The organism is Pseudomonas sp. LBUM1668, assembly GCF_059695715.1.
In genome coordinates this window covers 5073143-5092529 of the sequence record NZ_CP166787.1, presented here as the reverse complement: position 1 = coordinate 5092529, position 19387 = coordinate 5073143, and the positions used below count along the sequence as shown (strand labels likewise).

Here is a 19387-nt window from a genome sequence, read left to right as displayed (position 1 = left end):
ATTGGCTGAGCAACGCATTGGCCAGAACACGGAAGTCACTTTGCACTTTGCATTGCGCCTGGAGAACGGCGACACCGTCGACAGCACGTTCGACAAGGCCCCGGCGACCTTCAAGGTCGGCGACGGCAACCTGCTGCCGGGTTTTGAAGCGGCGCTGTTCGGCTTCAAGGCCGGCGACAAGCGCACGCTGACCGTCGAGCCGGAAAACGCTTTCGGTCAACCGAACCCGCAGAACGTGCAGATCATCCCGCGCTCGCAGTTTGCCGACATGGAACTGTCACCCGGTTTGCTGGTGATCTTCAACGACGCGGCCAATACTGAGCTGCCGGGCGTGGTAAAAGAGTTCGATGATGCGCAAGTGACCATCGACTTCAACCACCCGCTGGCTGGCAAGACGCTGACCTTTGACGTGGAAATTTTCTCCGTCAAAGCGTTGTAAAAAGTACAAGGAGCCTCTGTGGCGAGGGGATTTATCCCCGATGGGGTGCGAAGCGCCCCCAAGTCTGGTCACTGCGATTTCGAATGAGAAAGCACCGACTGTTTTGCGATTGCTGCGCAATCGATCGGGGATAAATCCCCTCACCACAGATAGCAAGTTCCCACAGTGTTTTTAACTGTTTTCGCGCGCAAGACACGAGGCACAGCATGCAAATCAAACTCGCCAATCCCCGTGGCTTCTGCGCCGGTGTGGACCGGGCGATCGAAATCGTCAACCGCGCCCTGGAAGTCTTCGGGCCACCGATCTACGTGCGTCATGAAGTGGTGCACAACAAGTTCGTCGTCGAAGACCTGCGCAGTCGCGGGGCGATTTTCGTCGAAGAACTGGATCAGGTGCCGGACGACGTCATCGTGATCTTCAGTGCTCACGGCGTATCGCAAGCCGTGCGTACCGAAGCCGCTGGTCGTGGCCTGAAGGTGTTCGACGCTACTTGCCCGCTGGTCACCAAGGTGCACATCGAAGTCGCGAAATACAGCCGCGACGGTCGTGAATGCATCCTGATCGGCCATTCCGGTCACCCTGAAGTCGAAGGCACCATGGGTCAGTACGACGCCAGTAATGGCGGCGCGATCTACCTCGTCGAAGACGAGAAAGACGTCGCCGAACTGCAGGTGCACAACCCGGAGAAACTGGCCTTCGTCACCCAGACCACGCTGTCGATGGACGACACCAGCCGTGTCATCGATGCGCTGCGTACGCGTTTCCCGGCCATTGGTGGCCCGCGCAAGGACGACATCTGCTACGCCACACAAAACCGCCAGGACGCCGTCAAGCAACTGGCCGACGAGTGCGACGTGGTGTTGGTGGTCGGTAGCCCGAACAGCTCTAACTCCAACCGCTTGCGTGAACTGGCCGAACGCATGGCCACGCCGGCCTACCTGATCGACGGCGCCGAAGACCTGCAACAGAGCTGGTTCGATGGCGTCGAGCGTATCGGCATCACTGCCGGTGCTTCGGCGCCGGAAGTGCTGGTGCGCGGCGTTATTCAGCAGTTGCACGCGTGGGGCGCTACGGGTGCCGATGAGCTGGCCGGGCGCGAAGAGAACATCACGTTTTCGATGCCGAAAGAGCTGCGCGTCCGTTCGATCTAACGCTTTTTGCTTTTTGACACAGCGCCTGTTCAGTCTTTTCGCTGCTCAGGCGCACGCGACCGGTCGCCGCCAGCACTATCTGGCGCTGGCTGACCGGCTCGCGAGTCGAGCAGATATGTAACGTCCCCGCCTGAAACTTGCGCCCGGGCATCAGCGGTTGCCCCAGACTGCTGAACCGCACATAACGATTCACCAGCCAATTGCCGACGATCGGTACCTTCGCGTCACTCGCATGCTCCAGCAGCAGCGGGTTGCTGCTGTCCTCCGGCCCCTTGCCGCTGATATCCAGAATGATCCGCCAACCCTGACTCCAATCGCCGTTGATGCCGTGAATCATCGTAGTCTGATTACGCGTGATGGCCGTTGTGCGAGCGTTACGGATGCCCTCGATCAATGACTGTGCAGCCTGGTCGCGCTGGTTCGATTCGGTGAGCGTGGCAAACGCCGGACTGACCAGCAGCAGAACAATTGCGCCAATCGCCAGTCCCATAAGCAGTTCGATCAGGCTGAAGCCTTGTTGCGACATGAAAACGCCCTCCTTGGAGTGTGATCAGCGACGCGTTCCGTGCGCCGCTGCGAGTAAATCAACCGACATGTATTGATTGAATGTTCTAGCGTGTAGAAGCAGGTATAGCCGACGGCAACGGAGGGCATCGATGGATCATCGTACAAAAGGTTTCACGCTGATCGAGTTGCTGGTCGCCATCGCGATTTTTTTGGTCCTGATCACACTGGCGGTGCCCGCTTTCACCCGATCGATACAAAGCAGCAAGGCCGATACCGAAATGGGCGATCTGCAGCGGGCGATCAATTTCGCCAGGCTCGAAGCGATTGACCGCGGCACGACGCTGCGCCTGCGTCCGACCGCCGGGGGCAGCGTCTGGACCGGTGAATTGGCTGTCTACGACAGTACTGGCACTGCGGCCAATGTGTTGCGGGTTGTTCCGGCGATGAGCAGCGGCGCCACTCTGACGCTAACCTCAGGAGTGACCGCGCTGGATTTCAACAACCTCGGCGGTCTGGCCGCACCCTCAACGGCAGTGGTCATCAGTTACACGCTGGGAACGCAGAGCAGGACGCTTAACGTGTGTTTGAACGGACGAATTCAACTGGGTGGAAGTTGCGGATGAGGGCAGGGAGCAAAGGCGTACAGCAGGGTATGACGCTGATCGAAGTGCTGGTTGCGTTGCTGATTCTGACGGTCGGGCTGCTCGGTGCGGCGGCGGTGCAACTGAATGCACTGAAATACACCGACAGTTCACGCATGACCAGTCAGGCCAGTTTCATCGCCTACGACATGATGGACCGCATCCGCGCCAACTCCGGCGCGAATTACACCATTACGCCACCGATCTCGGCCAACCTGGGCAACGCCCGCGATCAGGATCTCTACGATTTCACCACCAGTATCGTCAACTTCGGCGGGCCGACTGCGACTGGCAGCATCACCCTCAACCAGCGGGTTTACACCATCACCATCACCTGGAGTGACGCGCGCGCGGCCAACACGGCCAATGCTCAACGCAGTTTTGTCCTGAGCAGTCGAGCCGCCGTTGATCCGGTGGTCACGCCATGAAGCGCCAAAACCACGGTTTCGGTCTTATCGAATTACTGATCGCTTTGGCGCTGGGGCTGATCGTAGTGTTGGGCGTGGTGCAGATTTTCATTGCCGCAAAAAACACCTACGTCAGCCAGAACAGCGCTGCTGCCATGCAGGAAGACGCGCGCTTCGTATTGAGCAAAATGATCCAGGAAATCCGCATGGTCGGAATGTTCGGCTGCCTTGGCGTCATCACCGATTCAAGCAATGCCGGGGACTTCAATGCGGCGCAGATCACGCCGATCAATTGGGATAACGCCAATCTCAAGCTGACGCTGGTCACGGCGGATATTGGTGGTAGCGGCGGCACACCCACCTGGACAGTGCTGTCTGATTGCCGCAACAGCGCGACGGCTTACACCGGGTTGCGAAGCCCGGCAACCGGGCAGATCGCCTTCCCGATACGACGTCTGATCTACAGCTTCAGCAACAACCAGATACTGATGGGTACTGGCAGCGGCAACCCGGCGCAACAGGTGCTGGTGAACAACGTCAGTGCTTTCAACGTGACATTCGGTCTGGCGAGTTCCGCGACGGATGTCGCAGCCTCGACCTACAGCACCAATCCGGGCGATCCGGCACGTATTCGCAGCGTGCGCCTGAGCCTGACCCTCGCCGACCCCAACAACCGGGTGCGCAATCAAACCTTCAACGTGGTTGCCGCTTTGCGCAACCGCTTGCAGTGAGGGGCAGGGTGATGAGGATTTCTCTCCATCAGCGTCAGGCACAGAAGGGCATGGTGCTGCTGGTCAGCCTGGTGTTTCTGTTGCTGATGACGATGATCGGCCTTTCATCGATGCAGAGTGCCAACCTGCAGGAAAAAATGGCCGGCAGCGTAGGCCTGCGCAATCAATCATTTCAGACCGCCGAAGCGGCGTTGCGTGTGGGCGAGAGCGCGGTGCAACTGGACAGTTTTGCTTTGGCAGTGTGCAGCGGCACCACGCAATGTGCGCCGCCAGCCGAGTCGTCGGTGGTGAGTGCGGCGGGGCTCAATTCGACCTCGGGGGTACTCTGGATCGCCGCAGGCAACGGCTTCTATGGCGTACAGAACATCGGTACGACGCTGACCGCCGTGAATGTACCGAGCAACACGTCGGCGACCCTTTATCGGGTGACCGCTGTCGGCATCGCCGGTACTTCGCGTAGCGTTGTGGAGAGTGTCTATGCGAAGTTTTGAACGCTGCGCATCTCTGCTGACCGGCATGCTGCTGACTTTCTATCTGGCCGCACCGGCTTATGCGTTCACGCCGTCTGACTCGCCATTGCTGAGTGCGGCGGCGGTGCCACCGAACGTTATGTTGCTGATCGACGATTCGGGGAGCATGAACAGCATCATCTATGCGGCGGGATTCGATCCGACGCTCAACCGCACGCCCGCCCGGGAGTGCAATGCGTTCCTGGGGTTGTGCTCAGGCCTGAATGCGCCAGCGATTACGGGCGATACCGTGTTCTTGTCGAGTCTGCCGACCTCAGGTTGCTCTGGCGGTGCCTATGCGTTTTACAACAACAGCCTTGCGCCGCTTTGCCTGAAGCTGCCGGACCCGGTGGGTGGCGGTAATACACGCTATTCAGGGGATTACATTTCTTACGTGGTCAGTCTTGCGATCAACAATGGCACCCGCGACTTCACCACCGGGGCGATCCCCAACGATTACCGAATCAACGTCGCACGCAACGTTTCCACGGCACTGGTCAGCAGCAACCGGACTTTGCGCATGGGGCTGTCGACGTTCAACCCGGCGACCAGCACCAACTCTGGCAATGGTGGCTACATTGCCCGCTCAATTGCTGATCTGTCAGCGGTCGCCGGCAGCGTGACCCAGGCCCAGGCTGACTCCAATTACAACGTGCTGATCTCCTCGATCAACAACTTGAGCGCCGTGGCCAACACGCCATTGGCGGAAACCTATTACGAAGTCACTCGCTACATGCGCGGCATGGCGCCGTTCTACAACAGTACACCGAGCACCTACACCAGCCCGATCCAGTACCGCTGCCAGAAAAATTACGGCGTGGTGATCACTGACGGCTTGCCGACGTTCGACCGTACCTTCCCGACCAATGATCCGTTGGGCACGAACCGTTTGCCGAACTGGGACGGCGTCAACAATGACGGCGACAACCTTAACGGCGACGGTGAGGGTGACACGTTGTATCTGGATGACATCGCCAAATTTGCCTACGACATCGACATGCGCTCCACCGGCACCGACGCAGCAGGCAAGAGCTGGAACGCAGTGGATTTCCCCAAGCAGAACATGAACACCTACACCGTGGGCTTCGCCGCTGACAACGACATGCTCTCCGACGCGGCGAGTTACGGGCAGGGTCGTTACTATCAGGCGACCGACAGCGCTGGCCTCAATGCGGCGTTGTCATCGGCGCTGAGCGACATCACCTCCAAGGCCGGTTCCGGTGGTGCCGGTGTTGTCAGCGGGACCACCCTCAGCAGTAGCAGCAGTTTCTATCAGACCACCTATGACCCCAAGGACTGGCGCGGCACGATCAAGGCATTCGGCTTCACATCGGCCGGAACCGTTAATACATCGACGGCACTCTGGAACACCGACACCACAATTGTCCCGGGGGCCACCGCGCCGACCTACCAATCCTGGAACACCTCAAGCAACGCTGCCGTCACCCTGGCCTACGGTAATTTTTCCGCGGCGCAACAGACGACGCTAAGTGGAGGTCTGCCTACCGGCATTACCGGTATTGATCTGGTGGAGTGGAGCAAGGGCACCAACAAGAGCGGACTCAGGGCTCGCAGTGTATTGCTCGGCGACATCATCAATTCGCCACTGGTGCTGGCCGCGCCCACGGACAAAACCGCCTCCGACCTGTCGAACGACACCACTTACAGCACTTACCTGACGACCAAAGCGGCGAACATGAGCGCCAGCCTGGTGGTGAATGCCAACGATGGTTTCGTCAACGTCATCAACTCGGCCAATGGTACCCGGCGTTACGCCTACATGCCGTCCAGTGTGTTGCCGTCGTTACGCTTGATCGCCGACCCGAATTACATCAATGGCGTCAGCCACAAGTTTCTGGTCGACGGCCAGGTCGGCGTGTATGACGCGCAACTCAACAACGCCTGGAAAACCCTGGCCATTGGCGGCACCGGTGCGGGTGGCAAAACCTTCTATGCGCTGCAACTGTTCGATGCCTCCGCAGGCAACGTCATGCGTGCGTTGTGGGAAGTCAGCGCACCGGCCATCGCCAACACCGGCAACGTTTTTAATGATCTGGGTTATGCCTATGCGCGACCGGAAGTGGCACGCTTGGCCGATGGTCGCTGGGCGGCGTTTATCTCTAACGGTTATGGCAGCAATTCGGGGCTGGCAGCGCTGTATGTGCTGGATGTACGCGACGGTTCGCTGATCAAAAAGATAGTTGTCGACAGTACGGACACCAGCAACGGTTTGTCCTCGGTGAAGCTCAAGGTCAACTCGCAAAACGTGGTGCAGGCTGCCTATGGCGGTGACTTGAAGGGGCGGTTGTGGAAATTCGACCTCAGCGCCACAGCACCCGACAGCTGGGGCGTGGCGTTTTCCGGCAAGCCGCTGTTCACCACGGCGGGCGGGGCGACGCAGCCGATCACGGCGCAACCTTTGCTGGCGGACAACGCAGCGGGCGGCAAACAGATCTTCGTCGGTACCGGTAAATTCAACGAAACCGCCGACAAGACCAACAAGGATTTGCAGGCGTTCTATTCAGTGTGGGATGCCGATGGCGGGGCCGGGCAGTTGACCGTCAGCAGTTTGCAGCCGCAGGCAATTACTGGCTCATTCTCCGGTAGCACCGGGCAATTCCTGACCACATCGCAAAATGACACGACGTATCCGGGGGAGAAGGGCTGGTACTTGCCGCTGGTGTATAACAACGTGCTGACCGGCGAGCGGGTGATCAATCAAGCGAGTATCGTGCTGGGCCGCATCGTCTTCACCACGGCCAGCGTCGACACCACCGATCCCTGTGCGAGTTTCGGTACCGGCAAACTGGTCGAACTCGATGCGTTCAGCGGTAAGATGCTCAACTATGCCGTGCTCGACACCAATTCCGACAGCCTGGTCGACAGCAATGACACGATCTCCAGTGGCGTGATATTCACTGGCGGCATTCCGACGCTGAACTTCATCTCCAGTGACGGCAAACGCAAAGGCATGACCGACACCAGCGGCACTATCACCATCATTGTAGAAAAGGGCGGCGGCGGTAGTCGTCGTATCATGTGGCGACAAATACAGTAAGTGAGAGTTTGAGGCATGCGCAGATCCAACCGAGGTTTCACCCTGATCGAAATCATGATCGTGATTGCGATCATCGGGATTGTGCTCACCATCAGCATTCCAAGTTACAACGAATACGTGAAGAAAGGCCGCCGCGCCGAAGTGGTGTCGCTGCTCTCGGAACAGGCACAGAGCCTCGAACGCTTCTACACCAAGAACAATGTCTATACCGGCATCACCGGCCTGAGCGCGGGTAATGATTTCTACACCCTCACGCCGACGATCACTGATCAGACCTTCCTGCTGACTGCCGCCCGTAAAACGGGCACGGCCATGGCCACCGACAAGTGCGGGGATTTCACCCTGACCAACACCGGCGTCAGAAGCATGAACAACGCGACCACCGGGCTGACCACCAAGGATTGCTGGGGCCGCTGAGGCGCTTATCTTCGGGCGCCTTTTGCGCCCACTGTCTTTTTTACGGTTGGATCAAACATGACCAGGCAACAGCAAGTGGTGATTGTCGGTGGCGGGGTGATTGGCCTGCTGACGGCCTACAATCTCGCCTCCGAAGTGCGCAGCGTGGTGCTGCTGGACCGCTCGAATGTCGGCCAGGAATCGTCCTGGGCGGGCGGCGGTATCGTTTCTCCGCTGTATCCGTGGCGCTATAGCCCGGCAGTCACCGCCCTGGCGCATTGGTCGCAGGATTTTTATCCACAGCTCGGCGAGCGTTTGTTTGCCGACACCGGCGTTGATCCTGAAGTCCATACCACGGGTTTGTACTGGCTGGATCTGGACGACGAAGCCGACGCGCTGGCGTGGGCGGAACGGGAAAACCGTCCGTTGCGGGCCGTGGATATCTCGGCTGCGCACGATGCAGTGCCGGTGCTCGGTGCTGGATTCTCGCGGGCTATCTACATGGCCGATGTGGCCAACGTAAGAAATCCTCGCCTGGTGAAATCCCTGAAAGCAGCCTTGCTGGCGCTGCCGAACGTGACGATTCACGAGCAGTGCGAAGTCAGCGGTTTTGTTCGCGAGGGCGAGCGGGTTGTTGGCGTGCAGACTTCCACTGGCGTGATCACTGGCGATCAGGTCGTGCTAACGGCTGGCGCGTGGAGCGGTGATCTGCTCAAGACGCTGGATCTGACGCTGCCCGTAGAGCCGGTCAAAGGCCAGATGATCCTCTACAAGTGTGCGGCTGACTTTCTGCCGAGCATGGTGCTCGCGAAGGGGCGCTATGCGATTCCGCGTCGCGACGGGCACACACTGATTGGCAGCACGCTGGAACATGAAGGCTTCGACAAGACCCCGACCGATGTGGCGCTGCAAAGCCTCAAGGCCTCGGCAGTTGAATTGTTGCCGGCACTGGCCGATGCCGAAGTGGTGGGGCATTGGGCAGGGTTGCGTCCGGGTTCGCCGGAGGGGATTCCCTACATTGGCCGGGTGCCAGGGTTTGAAGGTTTGTGGCTCAATTGCGGGCATTACCGCAACGGGTTGGTGTTGGCGCCGGCGTCGTGTCAGTTGTTTGCCGATGTGATGCTGGGGCGAGCGCCGATTATTGATCCAGCGCCGTATGCACCGGCCGGGCGGATTTAAAACCAGGGTCAAAAGATCGCAGCCTTCGGCAGCTCCTACAGGAAACGCATTCCAATGTAGGAGCTGCCGAAGGCTGCGATCTTGTAAAGGATCAGTCCAGACCGAGTTTCTTCAGGCGATAACGCATCGACCTGAATGAGAGACTCAACCGCTGCGCCGCCGCAGTCCTGTTCCAGCGGGTCTCCTCCAGCGCCTGCAAAATCAGTTTACGTTCGACGTTCTCCAGATAATCTTCCAGATTGTCGATCTGCGTCAGATCGGCAATCCCGCTATCCGCCGCACAGTTGCCCTCGCTCAAGCGCAAATCTTCAGCCTCAATCGTACGGTTCTCGCACAAGGTATGCGCGCGTTCGAGCACGTTCTCCAGTTCCCGCACATTCCCCGGAAACCGGTAGTTCTTCAGCGCTTCCAAGGCCTGCGGATGCAGGGCCGCCGCCGGTTGCAAAGTGTCCTTGGCCAAGCGCGCGAGCATGTGCGCCGCTAACACCTCAATGTCATCCCGTCGCTCGCGCAGGGGCGGCACACGCAATTCGATCACGTTTAGCCGGTAATAAAGATCCTGACGAAAGCGCTCGGCGGCGACTTCTGCGTCGAGGTCCTTGTGCGTCGCGCAGAGAATGCGCACATCGACCACGGTTTCCTGCTGACCGCCGACACTGCGTACGGCTTTTTCCTGAATCGCCCGCAACAGCTTTACCTGCATCGACAGTGGCAAGTCCGCCACTTCATCGAGAAACAATGTCCCGCCCTGTGCAGCCTGGAACAGGCCCGGTTTGTCCTCGACTGCGCCGGTAAAACTGCCTTTGCGATGGCCGAAAAACTCGCTCTCCATCAGTTCCGAGGGTATTGCCCCGCAGTTCACCGGCACGAACGGCTTGCCGGCGCGGGGCCCTTGTTCGTGGATCAGTCGTGCGACCAGCTCTTTGCCGCTGCCGGATTCACCGCTGATGTACACCGGTGCCTGGCTGCGAGCGAGTTTGTCGATTTGTTTGCGCAGGTTGCGCATCGGCGGCGAATCACCCAGCAAGCGTCGATCAATTGAGGTGCTAGCGTCGCCAACGGCGGGCATGCGCAGTGCTGTGGCGACCAATTCCCGCAGTCGGGTGAGATCTACCGGTTTGGTCAGAAAGTCGAAAGCCCCGGCCTTCAACGCATTGATTGCCGTTTCCAGGCTGCCGTACGCGGTAATCATCGCCACCGGCAGTTGTGGATAACGTTGCTGAATGTGCTGCACCAGTTCCAGCCCCGTGCCATCGGGCAGGCGCATGTCGGTCAGGCACAGGTCGAAGGTCTCGCGCTGTAACAGCGCCTGGGCCTCAGCCAGATTGCGTGCGCTGTAGCTGTTGAGTTTCATCCGTCCCAGGGTGATTTCCAGGAGTTCGCGGATATCCGGTTCGTCGTCGACGATGAGGATTTTTTGCCGTGGGCTCGTGTTCAACTTTGTTTCCGTCCGTGAGCAAAGGTGATGCGAAAGCAGCCGCCGCCTTGGCGTGGATTGAAGTCTAGGCGCGCTTGGTTGCTTTCGCACAGCTCACGGGACAGATAAAGCCCCAGGCCAGTGCCTTGGCTGCTGGTGGTGAAGAACGGTTCGAACAGATGCGGCTGCTGATCAAGCGGCACGCCGGGGCCGTTGTCTTGCACTTCGAGCACCGCCAGTTGGCTGTCGGGGTCGATGAACAGGGCCAGCCAGACCTCGGCCTGATCATGCAGCAAGGCGCTGTGACGCCAGCCGTTGCGTAAAAGATTGTCGAGAATTTGTGTGAGCTGGTCGGGATCCATCAGGGTCGCAAAGTCGCCCGAGTTGATCCGCAGATGAATCTTCTGCCGCTCGGTAGCCTGCATGCGGCTCTCAGTGACGAAGTTTTCCAGCCACGGCTTGAGGTCCAGCCGTTGTGGAGCGCTCTGTTGACGGCGGGACAGTTGCAGGACGTTTTCGATAACTCGGTTCATGCGCTGGGAGTGGTCTTGAATAATCTGCGTCAGACGCCGATCCGCGCTATCGAGTTCCTCGGACTCGCCCAACAACTGCGCCGCATGACTGATGGCACCCAACGGATTGCGAATCTCGTGGGAAATGCCGGCGGTCAAACGCCCGAGCGCGGCAAGTTTCAGTTGCTGGGCTTGTTGAGCGATCTGCGCGAGGTCTTCGAGGAACACCAGGGTTTGTTGATTGGGGCTTTGTTCGAGGGCGATGAAGCTTGGCTGCAATTCCAGACCGTTGCCGGGGATTTTCAGGCTCTGTGGACGCAGTGTCGGGTTGTTCAGCCACAGTTGCAGGCGTTCGACCAGCGCGGTCGAGTAATCGTCGATCAAATGGCCCTGAAGGTGCGATTGCGCTAGCAGGGTCTGCGCGCTGTGATTGGCCAGTTGTACCCGGCGTTGTTCGTCGAGCACCAGGATCCCGGTGCGCATGCGTTGCAGGATCAGCGCATTGAGAGCCTCCAGGCCGACCACTTTGCTGGCGGTTTGCTCGGCCAGGGTTTCGCTGACCTCCAGCCGCCGGACCAGCCCTTGCACCAGCAACGATGCGGCAAAACACAGCGCGCCGAGGGTGCCGGCCTGCAGGTATTCGTTGGCGCTCAGAGGATGGCTGAAACTCAGCAGAAAGCTTAAACCGACAATGCCGAGGGCGCCGATGGCAGCGATCAGCAGACCAATGCGTCGGCGTAGCAAGGTGTTGCTGATCGCCACTGAAACGATCAGCAAGTTGCCGAGCGCACTGGCCACGCCGCCAGCCGCGTAGAACAAGCCGCACAGCAGCAGTACGTCGACCAGCGCCAGGCTGAATAATTGCGCCGGGCGTCGGATGTTCTCCAGGAACACCACCAGCAAAATGTTGAGCACCAGATACAGCCAACTGCCGTTGCGCAGCAGATCGTCGTTGGCCGACGTCAGCAGGCGGTTGTCCATATTGCTGGAGATCAGCAGCACCAAGGTGATGCCGACACTTAAACGGTAAAGATGATAAAGGCGCAGCAGTCGCTGAGCCTGTTTGCTGTCGGCGTGGGCGGCCTCAGCGATCACTGGAGCCTGGGCCTTGCTCGAGGTGAGCCTGGCTGCAATACCACTGTTGTTGAAGGCTCAGCGCGCGGTCGCGGGGCAGATGCACGCCGCAATGGGCGCAGCGCACCATCGGCGCAGCATCTTGCTCGCGAGGGGATTGGGCGGACGAAGCAGGGGCCTTGAACTTGCGCCACAGCCATATCGCGGCAAATATCAGGGCAATCCAGAACAATAAACGAAGCATGATGAGCGGCTTTTCGACGGATGATTCGGCAGTTTAGCCAAGGTCCTGACAAGCGCACAGCGCTATTAAAGCGCGGTAATGAAAAAGGGAGATCCGAAGATCTCCCTTTTCTGTACATCCGGTGTGATCAGTCGAACACGCCGAAAGTCATGTAGCTGAACCACGAGCGGTCGGTGTCGGTAGATTCCGGCTCCGGCTCTTCGATCACGTCGCCGTTCTCGTCTTTAGGCTTGAGCTCGTTCGGGATCGAATCTTTCGCGTCCTGATACTGCTTCTGCACGTCCTGGTTGGCGCGGGTCTCTCCCGGCGGCAGCGGCGGACGCGACTCGATCAGACCGAGGGTCGCCTTGCTCAGGAACGAACGGTTGTCGGCTTCTGCAACCCTTGGCACGAACTGGCCGTCTTGCAGGGTCGGGTGATCCGGGTAGTTGAGCTTCAGGGTTTCCAGGCTGGTGTTGGCCAGTTCGTCCAGGTGCAGACGCTGATAAGCCTCGGTCATCACCGCCAGGCCGTCGCCGACCGATGGGGTTTCCTGGAAGTTTTCCACTACATAACGGCCACGGTTGGCGGCGGCGACGTAGGCCTGACGGGTCAGGTAATAGTCGGCTACGTGGATTTCGTAGGCGGCCAGCAGGTTGCGCAGGTAGATCATGCGCTGCTTGGCGTCCGGCGCGTAGCGGCTGTTCGGGTAGCGGCTGGTCAGCTGGGCGAACTCGTTGTAGGAGTCGCGGGCAGCGCCCGGGTCACGCTTGGTCATGTCCAGCGGCAGGAAGCGCGCCAGCAGGCCGACGTCCTGGTCAAAGGAAGTCAGACCCTTGAGGTAATACGCGTAATCCACGTTCGGGTGCTGCGGGTGCAAACGAATGAAACGCTCGGCGGCAGACTTTGCAGCTTCCGGCTCGGCGTTCTTGTAGTTCGCATAGATCAGTTCGAGTTGTGCCTGATCGGCGTAGCGACCGAATGGATAACGCGACTCCAGAGCCTTCAGCTTGGCTGTGGCGCTGGTGTAGCTATTGTTGTCCAGGTCCTGCTGAGCCTGCTGATACAGCTCGGCTTCACTCAGGTTTTCGTCTACGACTTCCTTCGATGAGCAAGCAGCGGTCAATGCGAGGATGGCGATCAGCAGCAGGTGTTTCACTTGCATGGCGGCTTGCGTCCCTATGACGGCCGCTGTCTTGGGCGGGGCCGTCCTGTTATGATGAGCGCCCCGTTGAAAAGCCTCGGGGCAAAAGACGCCGTATTTAACCACAAGCGCGCAGCCGAAACCAAAAGCTGTGCCGACGCACAGTCAGAGCATGTCCGATAAAATTGAACTTCGCGCAGAGGTGCCGTCCGAATTGGGCGGCCAACGCCTCGATCAAGTCGCTGCCCAACTCTTCGCTGAGCACTCTCGCTCGCGCCTTTCCGCCTGGATCAAAGAAGGTCGCCTGACTGTGGACGGGGCGGTCATCCGCCCGCGCGACATCGTTCATGGCGGTGCCATCCTTGAACTGACTGCCGAGCAGGAAGCTCAGGGTGAGTGGATCGCCCAGGACATCGAACTCGATATCGTCTACGAAGATGACGACATCCTGGTGATCAACAAGCCTGCGGGCCTGGTGGTGCACCCGGCCGCCGGTCACGCCGATGGCACGCTGCTCAACGCCTTGCTGCACCACGTGCCGGACATCATCAATGTCCCGCGCGCCGGTATCGTGCATCGTCTGGACAAGGACACCACCGGTTTGATGGTGGTGGCCAAGACCATTCAGGCGCAGACAAAGCTTGTTACTCAATTGCAGAGTCGCAGCGTCAGCCGGATCTACGAGTGCATCGTGATTGGTGTGGTCACCGCCGGGGGCAAGATCAACGCCCCGATCGGTCGTCACGGCCAGCAGCGCCAGCGCATGGCGGTGATGGAGGGCGGCAAGCCTGCCGTCAGCCACTATCGCGTGCTGGAGCGTTTCCGTTCCCACACTCACGTGCGGGTAAAACTGGAAACCGGTCGTACTCACCAGATTCGCGTGCACATGGCGCACATCAACTTCCCGTTGGTCGGCGATCCGGCGTACGGCGGTCGCTTCCGCATTCCGCCAGCTGCAAACGTGAACATGGTCGAAACCCTCAAGCAATTCCCGCGTCAGGCACTGCACGCGCGTTTCCTTGAGCTGGATCATCCGACGACCGGTCAGCGCATGAGCTGGGAATCGCCGTTGCCGGAAGATTTCGTCTGGCTGCTGACCCTGCTCAAACAGGATCGCGAGGCCTTCATCGGATGAACTGGCTGACGCCGGACTGGCCTGCGCCGGCCAGCGTCAGGGCCTGTGTCACCACCCGCGAGGGAGGTGTCAGCGAGGCGCCGTTCGACAGCCTCAATCTGGGCGATCATGTTGATGATCGTCCCGAGGCGGTTGCCGAGAATCGTCGGCGTCTGACCGATCACTTCTCTATAAAGCCTGCCTGGTTGCAGCAAGTTCACGGGATTGCCGTGGCACAGGCTGACCCAGGCATTGTTGCGACTGCCGATGCCTGCTGGACTGCAACGCCCGGTATTGCCTGCACCGCAATGACCGCAGATTGTTTGCCGGCATTGTTCTGCGATCGTGCCGGCACGCGTGTCGCGGCCGCTCATGCCGGTTGGCGTGGTCTGGTGGCGGGCGTGCTTGAGGCAACTCTCGACAGCCTCGATGTTCCGGCTGCAGAGGTGCTGGTCTGGCTCGGTCCAGCCATTGGCCCGAAAGCCTTTGAAGTCGGCCCGGAAGTTCGGGAAGTCTTCATCAATCAACTGCCTGAAGCAGCAGAAGCGTTCGTACCGAGCGACAATGCAGGCAAGTTCGTGGCTGACATCTACATGCTGGCGCGCCTGCGTCTGGCAGCCCGTGGTGTCACTGCTGTTTATGGTGGAGGTTTCTGCACCGTGACCGACCCGCGCTTCTTTTCTTACCGCCGTGCATCTCGCACTGGTCGGTTCGCCTCCCTTATCTGGCTCACCCGCTAGACTTGCCTGACCTGCATCAACTCTCCGCCGCTTGAATCTCGCAGAATCGACCGCATCTACAGTGGTATCTGGCAGGTTTCTTTATTCAGGATGGTTTTTAGGTCCGGCCTGCTCAAAAGGAAGGTGACCCATGCGTATAGACCGTTTAACCAGCAAATTACAGTTGGCATTGTCCGACGCCCAGTCGTTGGCTGTCGGCCACGATCATCCGGCCATCGAGCCGGCGCACTTGATGCAGGCCATGCTTGAACAGCAGGGTGGTTCGATCAAACCTCTGCTGATGCAAGTAGGCTTCGACGTCAACAGCCTGCGAAAAGAGCTGACCAAAGAGCTCGATCAATTACCAAAAATCCAGAACCCGACTGGCGACGTGAATATGTCGCAGGATCTGGCGCGCCTGCTCAATCAGGCTGATCGTCTGGCCCAGCAGAAGGGCGATCAGTTCATTTCCAGCGAACTGGTGTTGCTCGCTGCGATGGACGAAAACAGCAAGCTCGGCAAGCTGTTGCTCGGCCAGGGCGTGAGCAAGAAAGCCCTGGAAAACGCGATCAACAACCTGCGCGGTGGCGAAGCCGTTAACGACGCCAACCACGAAGAGTCGCGTCAGGCGCTGGATAAATACACCGTCGACCTCACCAAGCGCGCCGAAGACGGCAAGCTCGATCCGGTGATCGGCCGTGACGACGAAATCCGTCGCACCATTCAGGTTCTGCAGCGTCGCACCAAGAACAACCCCGTGCTGATCGGTGAGCCTGGCGTGGGTAAAACCGCGATTGCCGAAGGTCTGGCCCAGCGCATCATCAATGGCGAAGTGCCGGATGGCCTCAAGGGCAAGCGTCTGCTGTCCCTCGATATGGGCGCGCTGATTGCCGGTGCCAAGTATCGCGGTGAGTTCGAAGAGCGCCTGAAATCGCTGCTCAATGAGCTGTCGAAGCAGGAAGGGCAGATCATTCTGTTCATTGACGAACTGCACACCATGGTCGGTGCCGGTAAGGGCGAAGGTTCCATGGACGCGGGCAACATGCTCAAGCCAGCGCTGGCTCGCGGCGAGTTGCATTGTGTTGGCGCAACCACGCTCAACGAGTACCGCCAATATATAGAGAAGGACGCGGCCCTCGAACGACGCTTCCAGAAAGTGCTGGTGGAAGAGCCGAGCGAAGAAGACACCATCGCGATCCTGCGTGGCCTCAAAGAGCGTTACGAGGTTCACCACAAAGTCGCGATCACCGACGGCGCGATCATTGCGGCGGCCAAGCTTAGCCACCGTTACATCACGGATCGGCAGTTGCCGGACAAGGCCATCGACCTGATCGACGAGGCCGCCAGCCGCATCCGCATGGAGATCGATTCCAAGCCTGAAGTGCTGGATCGTCTGGAGCGCCGTTTGATTCAGCTGAAAGTTGAATCTCAGGCACTGAAGAAAGAAAGCGATGAAGCGGCGATGAAGCGCCTGGAAAAACTTCAGGAAGAAATCGTTCGTCTCGAGCGCGAATACTCGGACCTGGAAGAAATCTGGAACTCGGAAAAAGCCGAGGTGCAGGGTTCTGCACAGATTCAGCAGAAGATCGAACAGTCCCGTCAGGAACTGGAAGCCGCGCGCCGCAAAGGCGATCTGAACCGCATGGCGGAATTGCAGTACGGGGTCATCCCGGATCTGGAACGCAGCCTGCAAATGGTCGACCAGCACGGCAAGAGCGAAAACCAGTTGCTGCGCAGCAAGGTGACTGAGGAAGAGATCGCGGAAGTCGTGTCGAAGTGGACCGGCATCCCTGTCTCGAAAATGCTCGAAGGCGAGCGCGACAAGCTGATGAAGATGGAAAGCCTGTTGCACAAGCGCGTGATCGGTCAGGAAGAAGCGGTCGTGGCGGTTTCCAATGCGGTGCGCCGTTCGCGCGCCGGGTTGTCCGACCCGAATCGTCCGAGCGGCTCGTTCATGTTCCTCGGCCCGACCGGTGTCGGTAAAACCGAGCTGTGCAAGGCACTCGCCGAGTTCCTCTTTGATACTGAAGAGGCGATGGTGCGGATCGACATGTCCGAGTTCATGGAGAAACATTCCGTGGCACGGCTGATCGGTGCGCCACCGGGATACGTGGGTTACGAAGAGGGCGGTTACCTGACCGAAGCGGTGCGGCGCAAGCCTTACTCGGTGATCCTCTTGGACGAAGTCGAGAAGGCGCATCCGGATGTGTTCAACATTCTGCTGCAAGTGCTTGAGGATGGGCGCCTGACCGACAGTCATGGCCGTACGGTCGATTTCCGCAATACCGTGATTGTCATGACCTCTAACCTCGGCTCGTCGCAGATCCAGGAGCTGGTCGGTGATCGTGAGGCACAACGTGCGGCAGTCATGGATGCGCTGACTTCCCACTTCCGTCCGGAGTTCATCAACCGGGTCGACGAGGTGGTGATCTTCGAGCCTTTGGCGCGGGATCAGATCGCGGGTATTACCGAGATCCAGTTGGGCCGCCTGCGCAGCCGTCTGGCCGAGCGCGAGCTGAAGCTGGAGCTGAGCCCGGAAGCGATGGACAAGCTGATAGCCGTCGGCTACGACCCGGTCTATGGCGCACGTCCTCTGAAGCGGGCGATCCAGCGCTGGATCGAAAACCCGTTGGCGCAACTGATCCTGTCGGGGCATTTCCTGCCTGGCGCGACAGCAACAGGCGCAGTGGAGAACGATGAAATCGTTTTCAACTGATCCGCAGCGCCAATGAAATAAGGAAGGCCTCGCATTGCGAGGCCTTTTTTTCGCCAGGCTGTTGAACTGAAAGGAAAAGGCTTGTAAAGTGCGCCCCGCAGTCAGTCACCCACAAGGGTTTCAGCTCACTGAGCGGAAATCTGAAATAAGTTGCAAATCATTAACTTGAAAGCGATTTAGGGGGTTGACAGAGGTGTTCTAGGTTGTAGAATAGCGCGCCTCAGACACACGAACGCAGCGATGCGAACGGAGTCTGAAAGCTTCAAGTTTCACCGTTGTAAATTGAAATATGTAGTTCCGTGATAGCTCAGTCGGTAGAGCAAATGACTGTTAATCATTGGGTCCCAGGTTCGAGTCCTGGTCACGGAGCCAATTTCAAACCGGGGTATAGCGCAGTCCGGTAGCGCGCCTGCTTTGGGAGCAGGATGTCAGGAGTTCGAATCCCCTTACCCCGACCATTTTTGGGTCGTTAGCTCAGTTGGTAGAGCAGTTGGCTTTTAACCAATTGGTCGTAGGTTCGAATCCCACACGACCCACCATTTTTGAAACCAGTTAACGCTGGAATCGAATCTTAAGATCAGAGGCCAAAAGCGCTGATCGAAGAAGGCGACTGAAAGGTCGCCTTTTTTTTACCGGGGTATAGCGCAGTCCGGTAGCGCGCCTGCTTTGGGAGCAGGATGTCAGGAGTTCGAATCCCCTTACCCCGACCATATTAAAAATCCTCGTATCGAAAGATACGGGGATTTTTTTTGTCCGCAATTTATAAGCGCAACAGCAACAGTGGTTGTTTGAGGCGTAAAAAAGCCGCGTTTCCAAAGGAATTCGCGGCTTTGTCCAAGGCCGACTCAGGCGCCGTCTTGATCTTTCAGGTGTTCGAACAGGCCCTTGGGCATTTTCTTGCCGTTGGCTTCGAAGTTGGCTTTCACGTTGTTGTAGGCCTCTTGCTCATCGATGAAGCCGTCATGGTTGGTGTCGATCTTGTCGAAATCTGACTTCGGCGCGACTTTGATGAATTCAGCGCGTGAGACTTTGCCGTCGCCATCGCTGTCAGTCTTGGCCATCGAGGCATCGCCGCATTTGCCTTCACCGCATTTGCCTTCCGGGGTTTTTACCGAGGTTTCTGCTGAAGCGACCATGTAGCCCTGAGCCAGTGGCTGCGCGGCGAATACCGAGCCGGACAGCATCAGACCTCCTGCCAGCGCTGCGCCGAACAGGCCAATGGATTTTTTGCCGAGAGTCGAGTGATGGGACATTGCATTCTCCTACGGTTGCACAGCGCAACCACACGTTAAGGACGATCCGCCGGAGCAGGTATGCTCGGGTGGGGCCATTAGGCGGTGGCGGTGTATCGCGTCTGTGTCGTGGAGCGGGGAGTTTGTAAGCGAAGGTGGGGATGGCGGGGGAGGATACAGTCAGACACATCTCTCCAGATCACCCTCAAACCCTGTAG

Annotated in this window: 18 protein-coding genes and 4 tRNA genes; 16 read left to right on the top strand and 6 right to left on the bottom strand. The window is 58.8% G+C overall.

The genetic code is table 11. The features are described from left to right. Position 1: 1 nt before the first annotated feature. Together fkpB and ispH are read left to right on the top strand one after the other, a co-directional pair. Positions 2 to 439, top strand: a complete 438-nt coding sequence (gene fkpB, locus ACA061_RS22910) for an FKBP-type peptidyl-prolyl cis-trans isomerase (protein ID WP_191624081.1) — start codon at positions 2 to 4, stop codon at positions 437 to 439. Positions 440 to 645: 206 nt separating this feature from the next. Beyond that, positions 646 to 1590, top strand: a complete 945-nt coding sequence (gene ispH / locus ACA061_RS22905; protein ID WP_210554899.1) for a 4-hydroxy-3-methylbut-2-enyl diphosphate reductase — start codon at positions 646 to 648, stop codon at positions 1588 to 1590. On the opposite strand, the gene ACA061_RS22900 is transcribed toward ispH, so the two are convergent. Next, positions 1547 to 2116, bottom strand: a complete 570-nt coding sequence (locus ACA061_RS22900) for a GspH/FimT family pseudopilin (RefSeq protein WP_210554900.1) — start codon at positions 2114 to 2116, stop codon at positions 1547 to 1549. The genes ispH and ACA061_RS22900 overlap by 44 nt on opposite strands. Before the next feature lie 130 nt (positions 2117 to 2246). Here ACA061_RS22900 and ACA061_RS22895 point away from each other — a divergent pair, with 130 nt between their 5' ends. Genes ACA061_RS22895 through thiO form a run of 7 tightly spaced genes read left to right on the top strand, consistent with a single transcriptional unit; the run spans position 2247 to position 9018 of the window. After that, the gene (locus tag ACA061_RS22895) at positions 2247 to 2720 is read left to right on the top strand and encodes a GspH/FimT family pseudopilin (RefSeq protein ID WP_150617362.1); all 474 of its coding nucleotides are present in this window, start codon (positions 2247 to 2249) and stop codon (positions 2718 to 2720) included. Continuing rightward, complete coding sequence (pilV, locus tag ACA061_RS22890) at positions 2717 to 3166, top strand: type IV pilus modification protein PilV (RefSeq protein WP_210554901.1); 450 nt, start codon at positions 2717 to 2719, stop codon at positions 3164 to 3166. The genes ACA061_RS22895 and pilV overlap by 4 nt, the downstream gene beginning before the upstream one ends. Next, positions 3163 to 3876: a PilW family protein gene (locus ACA061_RS22885; RefSeq protein ID WP_150602203.1), complete on the top strand. Its 714-nt coding sequence runs from the start codon at positions 3163 to 3165 to the stop codon at positions 3874 to 3876. Before pilV ends, ACA061_RS22885 begins: the two co-directional genes overlap by 4 nt. An 11-nt stretch (positions 3877 to 3887) precedes the next feature. Further along, complete coding sequence (locus ACA061_RS22880; protein ID WP_150617365.1) at positions 3888 to 4367, top strand: pilus assembly PilX family protein; 480 nt, start codon at positions 3888 to 3890, stop codon at positions 4365 to 4367. Continuing rightward, positions 4354 to 7443: a pilus assembly protein gene (locus ACA061_RS22875; RefSeq protein WP_497300088.1), complete on the top strand. Its 3090-nt coding sequence runs from the start codon at positions 4354 to 4356 to the stop codon at positions 7441 to 7443. Before ACA061_RS22880 ends, ACA061_RS22875 begins: the two co-directional genes overlap by 14 nt. Before the next feature lie 15 nt (positions 7444 to 7458). Then, positions 7459 to 7860 carry a type IV pilin protein gene (locus tag ACA061_RS22870; protein WP_047303296.1) on the top strand — a complete coding sequence of 134 codons (402 nt, stop codon included), beginning with the start codon at positions 7459 to 7461 and terminating at the stop codon, positions 7858 to 7860. Between the two features lie 57 nt (positions 7861 to 7917). After that, positions 7918 to 9018: a glycine oxidase ThiO gene (gene thiO / locus ACA061_RS22865; RefSeq protein ID WP_210554903.1), complete on the top strand. Its 1101-nt coding sequence runs from the start codon at positions 7918 to 7920 to the stop codon at positions 9016 to 9018. A 91-nt stretch (positions 9019 to 9109) separates the two neighbouring features. Here thiO and ACA061_RS22860 read toward each other — a convergent pair whose 3' ends face one another. From ACA061_RS22860 to ACA061_RS22845, 4 genes are all read right to left on the bottom strand, one after another. After that, entirely contained in the window at positions 9110 to 10456 is a 1347-nt protein-coding gene (locus tag ACA061_RS22860; RefSeq protein WP_497300087.1) for a sigma-54-dependent transcriptional regulator, read from the bottom strand. Continuing rightward, complete coding sequence (locus ACA061_RS22855; RefSeq protein ID WP_150602208.1) at positions 10453 to 12042, bottom strand: sensor histidine kinase; 1590 nt, start codon at positions 12040 to 12042, stop codon at positions 10453 to 10455. The genes ACA061_RS22860 and ACA061_RS22855 overlap by 4 nt, the downstream gene beginning before the upstream one ends. After that, positions 12032 to 12265, bottom strand: a complete 234-nt coding sequence (locus tag ACA061_RS22850; RefSeq protein WP_042561130.1) for a PP0621 family protein — start codon at positions 12263 to 12265, stop codon at positions 12032 to 12034. The genes ACA061_RS22855 and ACA061_RS22850 overlap by 11 nt, the downstream gene beginning before the upstream one ends. Before the next feature lie 127 nt (positions 12266 to 12392). Next, the gene (locus tag ACA061_RS22845; protein WP_150617369.1) at positions 12393 to 13409 is read right to left on the bottom strand and encodes an outer membrane protein assembly factor BamD; all 1017 of its coding nucleotides are present in this window, start codon (positions 13407 to 13409) and stop codon (positions 12393 to 12395) included. A 151-nt stretch (positions 13410 to 13560) separates the two neighbouring features. Here ACA061_RS22845 and rluD point away from each other — a divergent pair, with 151 nt between their 5' ends. From rluD to ACA061_RS22810, 7 genes are all read left to right on the top strand, one after another. Beyond that, a complete protein-coding gene (gene rluD, locus ACA061_RS22840; protein WP_042561128.1) occupies positions 13561 to 14523 on the top strand; it encodes a 23S rRNA pseudouridine(1911/1915/1917) synthase RluD in 963 nt (320 codons plus the stop codon). Then, positions 14520 to 15242: a peptidoglycan editing factor PgeF gene (gene pgeF / locus ACA061_RS22835; RefSeq protein ID WP_497300086.1), complete on the top strand. Its 723-nt coding sequence runs from the start codon at positions 14520 to 14522 to the stop codon at positions 15240 to 15242. Before rluD ends, pgeF begins: the two co-directional genes overlap by 4 nt. 130 nt (positions 15243 to 15372) lie before the next feature. Next, complete coding sequence (gene clpB / locus ACA061_RS22830) at positions 15373 to 17937, top strand: ATP-dependent chaperone ClpB (RefSeq protein WP_150602211.1); 2565 nt, start codon at positions 15373 to 15375, stop codon at positions 17935 to 17937. A 296-nt stretch (positions 17938 to 18233) separates the two neighbouring features. Further along, positions 18234 to 18309: transfer RNA gene (locus ACA061_RS22825), tRNA-Asn, on the top strand. A 9-nt stretch (positions 18310 to 18318) separates the two neighbouring features. Next, a tRNA-Pro gene (locus ACA061_RS22820) sits at positions 18319 to 18395 on the top strand. Between the two features lie 5 nt (positions 18396 to 18400). Then, a tRNA-Lys gene (locus tag ACA061_RS22815) sits at positions 18401 to 18476 on the top strand. 94 nt (positions 18477 to 18570) lie between these two features. Further along, positions 18571 to 18647: transfer RNA gene (locus tag ACA061_RS22810), tRNA-Pro, on the top strand. A gap of 135 nt (positions 18648 to 18782) precedes the next feature. Here ACA061_RS22810 and ACA061_RS22805 read toward each other — a convergent pair. Beyond that, a complete protein-coding gene (locus tag ACA061_RS22805) occupies positions 18783 to 19190 on the bottom strand; it encodes an HvfA family oxazolone/thioamide-modified RiPP metallophore (protein WP_150595326.1) in 408 nt (135 codons plus the stop codon). Positions 19191 to 19387: the final 197 nt, after the last annotated feature.

What these genes read in the sequence shown, in the direction of transcription:
- ispH (WP_210554899.1), top strand. Translation starts at nt 646, where the DNA reads ATGCAAATCAAACTCGCCAATCCCCGTGGCTTCTGCGCCGGTGTGGAC.
- ACA061_RS22900 (WP_210554900.1), bottom strand. Translation starts at nt 2,116, where the DNA reads ATGTCGCAACAAGGCTTCAGCCTGATCGAACTGCTTATGGGACTGGCG.
- ACA061_RS22895 (WP_150617362.1), top strand. Translation starts at nt 2,247, where the DNA reads ATGGATCATCGTACAAAAGGTTTCACGCTGATCGAGTTGCTGGTCGCC.
- pilV (WP_210554901.1), top strand. Translation starts at nt 2,717, where the DNA reads ATGAGGGCAGGGAGCAAAGGCGTACAGCAGGGTATGACGCTGATCGAA.
- ACA061_RS22885 (WP_150602203.1), top strand. Translation starts at nt 3,163, where the DNA reads ATGAAGCGCCAAAACCACGGTTTCGGTCTTATCGAATTACTGATCGCT.
- ACA061_RS22880 (WP_150617365.1), top strand. Translation starts at nt 3,888, where the DNA reads ATGAGGATTTCTCTCCATCAGCGTCAGGCACAGAAGGGCATGGTGCTG.
- ACA061_RS22875 (WP_497300088.1), top strand. Translation starts at nt 4,354, where the DNA reads ATGCGAAGTTTTGAACGCTGCGCATCTCTGCTGACCGGCATGCTGCTG.
- ACA061_RS22870 (WP_047303296.1), top strand. Translation starts at nt 7,459, where the DNA reads ATGCGCAGATCCAACCGAGGTTTCACCCTGATCGAAATCATGATCGTG.
- thiO (WP_210554903.1), top strand. Translation starts at nt 7,918, where the DNA reads ATGACCAGGCAACAGCAAGTGGTGATTGTCGGTGGCGGGGTGATTGGC.
- ACA061_RS22850 (WP_042561130.1), bottom strand. Translation starts at nt 12,265, where the DNA reads ATGCTTCGTTTATTGTTCTGGATTGCCCTGATATTTGCCGCGATATGG.
- ACA061_RS22845 (WP_150617369.1), bottom strand. Translation starts at nt 13,409, where the DNA reads ATGCAAGTGAAACACCTGCTGCTGATCGCCATCCTCGCATTGACCGCT.
- rluD (WP_042561128.1), top strand. Translation starts at nt 13,561, where the DNA reads ATGTCCGATAAAATTGAACTTCGCGCAGAGGTGCCGTCCGAATTGGGC.
- pgeF (WP_497300086.1), top strand. Translation starts at nt 14,520, where the DNA reads ATGAACTGGCTGACGCCGGACTGGCCTGCGCCGGCCAGCGTCAGGGCC.
- clpB (WP_150602211.1), top strand. Translation starts at nt 15,373, where the DNA reads ATGCGTATAGACCGTTTAACCAGCAAATTACAGTTGGCATTGTCCGAC.
- ACA061_RS22805 (WP_150595326.1), bottom strand. Translation starts at nt 19,190, where the DNA reads ATGTCCCATCACTCGACTCTCGGCAAAAAATCCATTGGCCTGTTCGGC.